This is a genomic window from Rhodoblastus sp. (assembly GCF_041915505.1).
In the GTDB taxonomy this organism is placed as follows: domain Bacteria; phylum Pseudomonadota; class Alphaproteobacteria; order Rhizobiales; family Beijerinckiaceae; genus Rhodoblastus.
Genome location: NZ_JAYSBG010000179.1, coordinates 1 through 7,054, shown reverse-complemented (window position 1 = coordinate 7,054; position 7,054 = coordinate 1). Strand labels below are relative to the sequence as shown.

At 66.2% G+C, this 7,054-nt stretch carries 8 protein-coding genes; 1 reads left to right on the top strand and 7 read right to left on the bottom strand.

Annotated features, from left to right (window positions below; genetic code table 11):
* Nucleotides 1-270: 270 nt before the first annotated feature.
* The 7 genes from ACE3S9_RS12045 to ACE3S9_RS12015 all read right to left on the bottom strand — a co-directional run bounded on the left by ACE3S9_RS12045 (nucleotide 271) and on the right by ACE3S9_RS12015 (nucleotide 5,984).
* The gene (locus tag ACE3S9_RS12045; RefSeq protein WP_374546703.1) at nucleotides 271-918 is read right to left on the bottom strand and encodes a 2OG-Fe(II) oxygenase; all 648 of its coding nucleotides are present in this window, start codon (nucleotides 916-918) and stop codon (nucleotides 271-273) included.
* Nucleotides 919-1,022: 104 nt separating this feature from the next.
* Nucleotides 1,023-1,754, bottom strand: a complete 732-nt coding sequence (locus tag ACE3S9_RS12040) for an NAD-dependent deacetylase (RefSeq protein ID WP_374546702.1) — start codon at nucleotides 1,752-1,754, stop codon at nucleotides 1,023-1,025.
* Between the two features lie 62 nt (nucleotides 1,755-1,816).
* Nucleotides 1,817-3,457, bottom strand: coding sequence for a CHAD domain-containing protein (locus ACE3S9_RS12035; protein ID WP_374546701.1), 1,641 nt, complete (start codon nucleotides 3,455-3,457; stop codon nucleotides 1,817-1,819).
* Between the two features lie 173 nt (nucleotides 3,458-3,630).
* Complete coding sequence (locus ACE3S9_RS12030; RefSeq protein WP_374546700.1) at nucleotides 3,631-4,632, bottom strand: WD40 repeat domain-containing protein; 1,002 nt, start codon at nucleotides 4,630-4,632, stop codon at nucleotides 3,631-3,633.
* 14 nt (nucleotides 4,633-4,646) lie between these two features.
* Nucleotides 4,647-5,402, bottom strand: a complete 756-nt coding sequence (locus tag ACE3S9_RS12025) for a metal ABC transporter ATP-binding protein (protein WP_374546699.1) — start codon at nucleotides 5,400-5,402, stop codon at nucleotides 4,647-4,649.
* Entirely contained in the window at nucleotides 5,399-5,569 is a 171-nt protein-coding gene (locus tag ACE3S9_RS12020) for a hypothetical protein (RefSeq protein ID WP_374546698.1), read from the bottom strand. The genes ACE3S9_RS12025 and ACE3S9_RS12020 overlap by 4 nt, the downstream gene beginning before the upstream one ends.
* Before the next feature lie 178 nt (nucleotides 5,570-5,747).
* Nucleotides 5,748-5,984 (bottom strand): hypothetical protein, encoded by a 237-nt coding sequence (locus ACE3S9_RS12015; RefSeq protein ID WP_374546697.1) that lies wholly within the window; start codon nucleotides 5,982-5,984, stop codon nucleotides 5,748-5,750.
* Nucleotides 5,985-6,158: 174 nt separating this feature from the next.
* Here ACE3S9_RS12015 and ACE3S9_RS12010 point away from each other — a divergent pair.
* A partial coding sequence (locus tag ACE3S9_RS12010; RefSeq protein ID WP_374546696.1) for a peptidylprolyl isomerase occupies nucleotides 6,159-7,054 on the top strand: 896 nt, incomplete at its 3' end.

Sequence of the window (7,054 nt, the reverse complement as noted above, 5' to 3'; positions counted from 1 at the left end):
AGCACGCGGCAGTCGCAGACTTCGAGCAGCCGTCCTTCCAGATGATAGGGCATGGCTCCCTCCCAGGCGAAACCATGCGGCCGCGCCTTGTCGCGCGGTCAAAAGAAAACCGCCCAGTATAGGCGGTTTCAGGATTTTCGCTAGAGTTGATTGCGATTCGGTTGAATCGCAATCAACTCCAGATTCCTTTGTTTTCGCAGCGTTTTTTGCGAAAAACCGGCGTCCACTTTTTCGCACGCTGCTCTAAACAACAAAACGCGAGTTTCGCGCTCAGGCGTAGGGCTGTTCCGGCGCCTTGCCGAGCAGGCGCTTGACCGCCGCCGACAGATGATGCCGCAGCATGGCGATGCGGCGGTCGCCTTCGGACGTCACCCAGTTGAACTGGATGACGCGGCGCTCGCCCTCGAACGGCTTGTGGCCGTGCCAGGAATTGTCGCTGCGCTTGAAGGCCAGCAGCGTGCCGGCGGCCGGCGGGACCTCCATGATCGGATCGTCGAGCCCGGCGTTGGATTTCAGCAGCCGCAGCCGGCCGCCGGAATGTTCCCATTCCGGATTCATATAGATCAGGATTGTGAGGATCTTGCTCTTGGTGTCGGTGTGGATGCGGCCGTCGCGCGGGCTGCAGCGACCGCGCACGGTGATGGTGTGCGGGCGGCCGGTGAGATCGGCGTCGAATTTCTCCGCGAAGGCGGCGCGGAATTCGTCGCTCGCCAATTCGTCGAGAAAGGTCTGGAAGGCCGGGCCGAAGGCGAGCTGCGCCACCGGATAGCTGCCGCTTTCCGCGATCTTCGGATAGTCGCGGTTGATCTCGGCGCAGGCCTCGGCGTTGAGGAAGCCGGGCACAGTAAGGAATTCGAACGGCTCGCGGGTCAGCGGCGTCGCCTTGAAGGCGTCGAGGTCCAGAAAGCGCAGGGTCATCGAACCGGCTCCGGTTGGCTGCAGCCGCGACAAGGCGGCCGCGCGGAGCGATGGTTTTAGGCGCGGGTCGGCGCCGTGTCAAAGCGGTCGGCGCGCGGCGCCGCTCAGCTTTCCATCAGCGCCTTGATCAAAGCGTCGAGTTTCGGCGCGATCTCGGCGGCATGGCCGTGCAGGACATAGTCGAAATCGTCGTCGCTCGGGCTTTCGGCGGATTGCAGATTGGACAGCACCGTGGTCGCCGGACAGCGCCGCGCGATCTGGCCGATCGGCAGCACCAGCCCGGACGTGCCGATCGCCACCAGAACGTCCTCGTCGGTCAGGCTTTCCAGGCTGCGCCACATTTCCGCATAGCGCGGCGCCGGTTCGTTGAAGAACACCACATTGGGTTTGATGGTCTCGACCCGTCCGCATTTGGGGCATCGGTCGGCGGCGGGGTCGAAGCGTCTATAGCCGAAATACCATTGCGCGCCGCAGGCGACGCAGCGCATGGCGGTGAGAAAGCCGTGGACATGCATGACATAACGGGCGCCGGCGCGCTCGAACAGATCGTCGACATTCTGGGTGATCAATTCGGCGTTGTAGCGCTTCTCCCAGTCCACCGCGACGAAATGGGCCGGGTTCGGCGCGACCTTGCCCAATTCCTCGCGCCGCTTGGAGTAGAAATCATGGACGAGGACGAAATTCTCTTCCCAGCAGTCGAAATTGCAGACCACTTCGGGGTCATATTGCGCCCAGAGGCTCTCGCCGCCGGAGGTGCGAAAGGTGTCGAGGCCGGAATCGGCGGAAATGCCGCTGCCGGAAAAAAGAATGAGGCGGCGCTGTGGCGCGGCGGTCATGGCGATCCGTCTCGGTCAAAGACAAGCTCCAGTTAAACACGCCGCCGCGGCGTCCTCAACTGCTAGCGCCAGAACGCCCGCATCTTCTTGAAACGTCGCCAGTCCTGCGCCAGGCCCTCGTCGGCGATGATCGCGTTGCGCGCATACCAGCCCGAGACGATGCCGGCGGCGCGCGCGGCGTCCGGGGCGTGCGGCAGGCTCAGGAAATGGTCGGCGCTGGCGGCGTCGTTATGGGCGCCGAGCAGGCCTTGCAGATTGGCCGCCGCGCGCAGGAAGGGCGCCGGATCGCGCTGGTCGGCGAAACAGGAGGCGAAAAATTCGCCCGCGTAACGCAGGTTCTTGAGCGCGATGCGGACCTGATGGCGCTGCTCGTCGGGCAGGGTCATCAGTTTCTTGCCGCGCTTCAGCACTCTCTTGTGGAGCCGCTCCAACGCCTCGGCCGCAAAGACGGTCACAGGCTCGGTGAGGACGGTCAACTCGGCGCCCGTGAGGGCGTTGCGCCAGCCGCGCCGCGCGACAAAGGCGCTCAATCGCAACACGAACAGCGAGGGGCGCGCCGATTCGATCAAAGCGCGCGACTCGACATAGGCCGCGGCGCGACGCGATTCCAGCGCCGCCAGCAAGGGCGCGAAATCCTTGCGGTCGCCGAAATGGCCCATCGGGCCGTCCTCGATCAATTCGCGCAGGGCGTCGCTGTCGCGGGCCGGGCCGAGCGCGGTGGCGAGCGCCTTGGCCTCCTCGCGAAAAGCCTCGAATTCCGGGCAGGGAATGGCGCGCTTGAGCATGCCGAGCGCCGCGCGCAGCCGGCGCAAGGCGACGCGCATCTGATGGATCGATTCGGGGTCGTCGCCGCAGCGCAGCGAAGCCCAATTGGCGAGATAATGATCGATCGCGCCGACGATGATCCGGGCCGTGGCCTCGTCCAGATTGGCGTCGGCCGGCAGAGCGGCGGGCTTGGCCTTGACCGGCTTCGGCTCGCTGCCCAGGCAGAAATGCGAGGCGCGCTCCGCCTTGCTGACAAGGTCGAGACGCAGCGGCAAAGCTTCCGCCAGCGTGGCGGCGAAATCGTAAAGCTCCTGCGCCTGGCCGGCCTTCAGCTCCAGCTCGACCTCGCGCAGCGGCAATTCGTTCTCGCCCGCCTTGATGATCCCGTCGTCGAAGGCGACTTCGATCTTCGTCGTCCCGCGCGTGATCAGGCGCGCGACGCGGCTGATGCGCGTCTCATATTTGGCTTCGAGGGGGGCGTCGCCGATGATCTGGCGCAGCCCTTCCGCGACATCCGGATCGAGCAAGGCGAGATCGGGCTCCAGCTTGCTCGCCCGCACTTCGATCTCGCCGCGCGCGAACACGTCGCCGCCCGACAGCAGCGGCCATTTCAGCGTCATGACCGGCGCGCCGCGTCCGCTGCGGCGCACGCGCAAGGCCATTTTGCGCTTTTTCAGGTCCCAATCCGGGGTGTCGAAATAGATTGAGATCAGCTTGCGCGCCGGGCTCGGGCCCTCGGCCCGCAACAGGGGCGAAGCCAGCGCAGCCGCCAGTCCCGCGGCGTCGGTGGCGAATTTGACCTCGACCTCCTGAGGCGGCGCAGCGGGCGATTTGGGTTCTGCGGGCGGCGCCGGCGGCGCGGCGGCTTCGATTTTGGCTTCAACTTGGGCTTCGACCGGCGCTTCGGCCTGCGGCGGCAAGGTTTCGCTTTCGATCACGACACGCTCGACTGGTGCTGATTCGCTTTCCGCGCTGCGGTTCATCGACCCGCGCCGGCGGAGCGGGGCGCCGGGCCCCTGCCAAGCCATGGTAGAGCATCCGCCGTCAAAATGGCGCCGCTTTTTTTCGTTCCGGTTTGAACTTTCGTGAAAAGCGAAGCTGAAGCAGCAGGTTACGACGGAAAATCGAGCAGGCCCGCCTGGCCGCTCTTCGCTCCGAAAATCAGTTTCGCGCCAGTGGCGTCGAAGGCCAGGGCGGTGATGGCGTCGCGCTCGCCTTCCTCTGTCTTGCGCGCCAGAATTTCGGCGCCGTCGGAGAGGCGCACCAGCAGGATCCAGCCGTCGTCATAGCCGACCGCCACGATCAGCGCCTTGGGATGGAACGCGACCTGGGTGACCACCACATTCGGCCGCACGCCGCATTCGCGCGGCGGCTGGCCCATCGGCCCGTCCTTGCCCGAAAACGGCCAGACGATGCAGCCGTCGGCGCCGGAGGTCGCCAGCCAGCCGCCGTCGGGCGACCAGGCGAAGGAGCGCGTCTTGGCCGGATAGCCCGACATGCGCATGTCCTTGCGATCGGCGAGGCGCCAGCCGTGCAGCGAATTTTCCTGCATCGAGGTGACGACGAAACGGGCGTCGGGCGAAACAATGGCGTCGAGATGCGAGCCTTTCCAGTTCAGCGCCTCGGGGCCGGCGGCGGTATTGGGAAACCACAGGCTGACGCCATTGTAATGGGCGACCACCAGGCGATAGCCCTTGGGGAAAAAGGCGAGGCCGCGCACCGAGGACGGCGCCGTCCAGGTCTTGATCTCGCCCTTGGCGTCGCGGGCGCGGACGTTCTTGCCGCTCGACCAGGCGAGCGCGCCATCGGCGCGGCAGGCCAGAGCGTCGATCCAACCTTTTTCCCGCGCCAGGATTTCGGTCCTGCCCGTGGCGTCGGTCGCGGCGACCGCGCCGTCGTCGCCGCCGGTATAGAGCTTCGCGCCATCGCTCGTCGCGCGCAGGACGGCGCCGTCCTCATGGGCCTTGACGCGGCGCTCCTCGCCGATTTCGGCGAGCAGGACGCTTCCGTCGGCCAAGGCGAAAGCCGGCGTCCGGCCGAGAAAGGCGGCTCCGACGATTTCTTCGCCGGCTTCGATCGGCGTGACGCGTTCAGTGAGGGAGGACAGGCTCATTCTTGCAATCCGGATTACGCGGCGCGGCCGCAGGCGGCGGCGCTATCGTCAAAGGCCTCGATCATGCGCCGCGCGCGGGCGAGATTTTCGGGCGATAAAGCCTGCCCGGTCGGGCCCCAGGCGATCTTCTCCCGCGCCAGCAGCAGGCATTCCGGGAAATGGGCGCGCACCATGGCGAAATCGTGCAGCACGGCGACCACGGTGCGGCCTTCCTGATGCCAGCCCGCGATGAGCGCGAGCAGGTCGTCGACCGTGCGCTCGTCAATGGCGGAAAAGGGCTCGTCGAGCAGGATCAGCGAGGCGTCCTGCAACAGCAGGCGCGCGAACAGCAGGCGCTGGGTCTGGCCGCCGGACAGCGCGCCGATCGGACGGCGCTCGAAACCGGCGAGACCGACCGTTTCCAGCGCGCGGTGGACCTTGGCCTCGTCGGCGCGCGACAGGCCGCCGAACAGGCCGATGCGCCGCCACAGCCCCATGGCCGCCATGTCGAACACATCGATGGGAAAGCTCAGGTCGACCTGAGCCGCCTGGGGCAGATAACCGATGTCGCGCGTGCGGGCGCCGCCGAGATCGACCGTCCCGCCCATAGGCTTGATGACCCCTGTCAGGGCTTTGAACAAGGTCGATTTGCCGGCGCCGTTCGGGCCGCAGACGGCGAGCAGCGCGCCCGGCGCGATCTCGCCGTCGAGATGGTGGACGGCGGGATGGCGGTCATAGCCGAGCGTGACATTATGCAGCGCGACGCGCGGGACGTTCAGGCTTGCGGTCATGACAGGGCCCAATAGACGCCGCCCCAGATCAGGACCAGGGCGATCGCGACATAGCCGAGCCTTTGCGCGACCGAGAGCCGCAGCAGCGAGAATCCGGCCTCGCGCGGCGCCGGCCTGGCGTGCTCCGGTCTGGCGTGCTGATGCGCATGCGTATCGGATCCATGCATTGCGGCGGCTCCCTGACGCGATGGCTCCCTGACGCGACGGCTGGCGGCTCCGGCGCGGCGAAACGCCGTTTGACGACGAAAGCGCCGGTCCTGTCAACGGATGGCGTCGCCGCGCGCGGAAAAGAAATCACTTAGAACGTCCGGCGCGGGGAGGGGCCTGCCTCGCGCGCCGAGCAGCTCAGCGCCGGATCGGCTCATGCGCGATCGCCGTGCGCATGAAATAATAAAGGCCGATGAAGCCGATCACGATGAACAGGATCTCGAAGCCGCGGGCATAGGCCGGGCCGAGCTGGAACAGGCCGCCGAGCGCCCAGCCGGCCGCCCAGGAGGCGCCGACCAGCTCAGTGCCCACCAGAATCGCCAAAGCGACCAGCGTGCGCGCATTGGTCCAGTTGATGTTTTTCTGCTCGGACATTTCGCGATCCTCAGCGCGTTGCGACGCGCCCCGCCAATGATTTCAGCTTCGTTTCCCGTCTAAACCAGAGTTAAGGCCGTGGCAATGTTGGGAAGCTTGTGGCTGGCGACGTTTTCGGGCAGAAAGGCGCGCCCGCCCGCGGCGTCCGCCGCCTCCTCAGGAGCTAGAGATCATATGGCGCGTTTTCGTACTTCCCTCCCGGGCCTGCGCTGCGCGGCCCTGGCCCTTTCGCTTTCGGCCGCCGCACTGGCGCCCGCTTTCGCCCAGGCTCCGGCGCCCGCGCCCGCCGCCGCGCCCGCGAAAGAAGACCCCGCCAAGGTTCTGGCGACGGTCAATGGCGAGACCATCACCGGCCAGGATCTCAATCAGGCTATGGACGATGTGGGCTCGACCCTGCCGCAGCAGATGAATGACGCCGCCCGCCGCAAGGCTTTGCTGGATTATCTGGTCGATCTCAAGCTGGTCACCCAGAAGGCCGCCAGCGAAAAAATGGACCAGACCGAGGATTTCAAGAAGAAGCTGGCCTATTATCGCGAAAAGCTGCTGATGGAGGCCTATCTCGGCCAGGTCGCCAAGGCCGGCACGACCGAAGCGGCGATGAAGGCGACCTATGACGAGGCCGCCAAGGCCCAGAAGCCGGAAGTCGAGATTCACGCCCTACACATCCTGGTCCCGACCGAGGAAGAGGCCAAGACGGTGGAAAAGCGCCTGAAGGCCGGCGAGGATTTCGGCAAGCTGGCGGATGAATTGTCGAAGGATCCCGGCTCCAAGGGCGGCGATCTCGGCTGGTTCACCAAGGACCGCATGGTGCCGGAATTCGCCGACGCCGCCTTCAAGCTGGAGCCCGGCCAGGTGTCCGATCCGGTCAAGACCCAGTTCGGCTGGCATGTCATCAAGGTGCTGGAAAAGCGCAACAAGCCGTTCCCGCCGATGGACCAGGTCAAGGATCAGCTCGAGCGCTTCGTCGCCCAGCGCGCCCAGAGCGAGGCGATCCTGAAACTGCGCGAGGCCGCCAAGATCACCCGCACGGACGAGCCGGCCGACGCCCCGAAGCCGGACGCCGCCAAGCC

Excerpts from the sequence above, each read along its gene's own strand:
- ACE3S9_RS12045 (WP_374546703.1), bottom strand. The coding sequence starts at position 918 with ATGACCCTGCGCTTTCTGGACCTCGACGCCTTCAAGGCGACGCCGCTG.
- ACE3S9_RS12040 (WP_374546702.1), bottom strand. The coding sequence starts at position 1,754 with ATGACCGCCGCGCCACAGCGCCGCCTCATTCTTTTTTCCGGCAGCGGC.
- ACE3S9_RS12030 (WP_374546700.1), bottom strand. The coding sequence starts at position 4,632 with ATGAGCCTGTCCTCCCTCACTGAACGCGTCACGCCGATCGAAGCCGGC.
- ACE3S9_RS12025 (WP_374546699.1), bottom strand. The coding sequence starts at position 5,402 with ATGACCGCAAGCCTGAACGTCCCGCGCGTCGCGCTGCATAATGTCACG.
- ACE3S9_RS12020 (WP_374546698.1), bottom strand. The coding sequence starts at position 5,569 with ATGCATGGATCCGATACGCATGCGCATCAGCACGCCAGACCGGAGCAC.
- ACE3S9_RS12015 (WP_374546697.1), bottom strand. The coding sequence starts at position 5,984 with ATGTCCGAGCAGAAAAACATCAACTGGACCAATGCGCGCACGCTGGTC.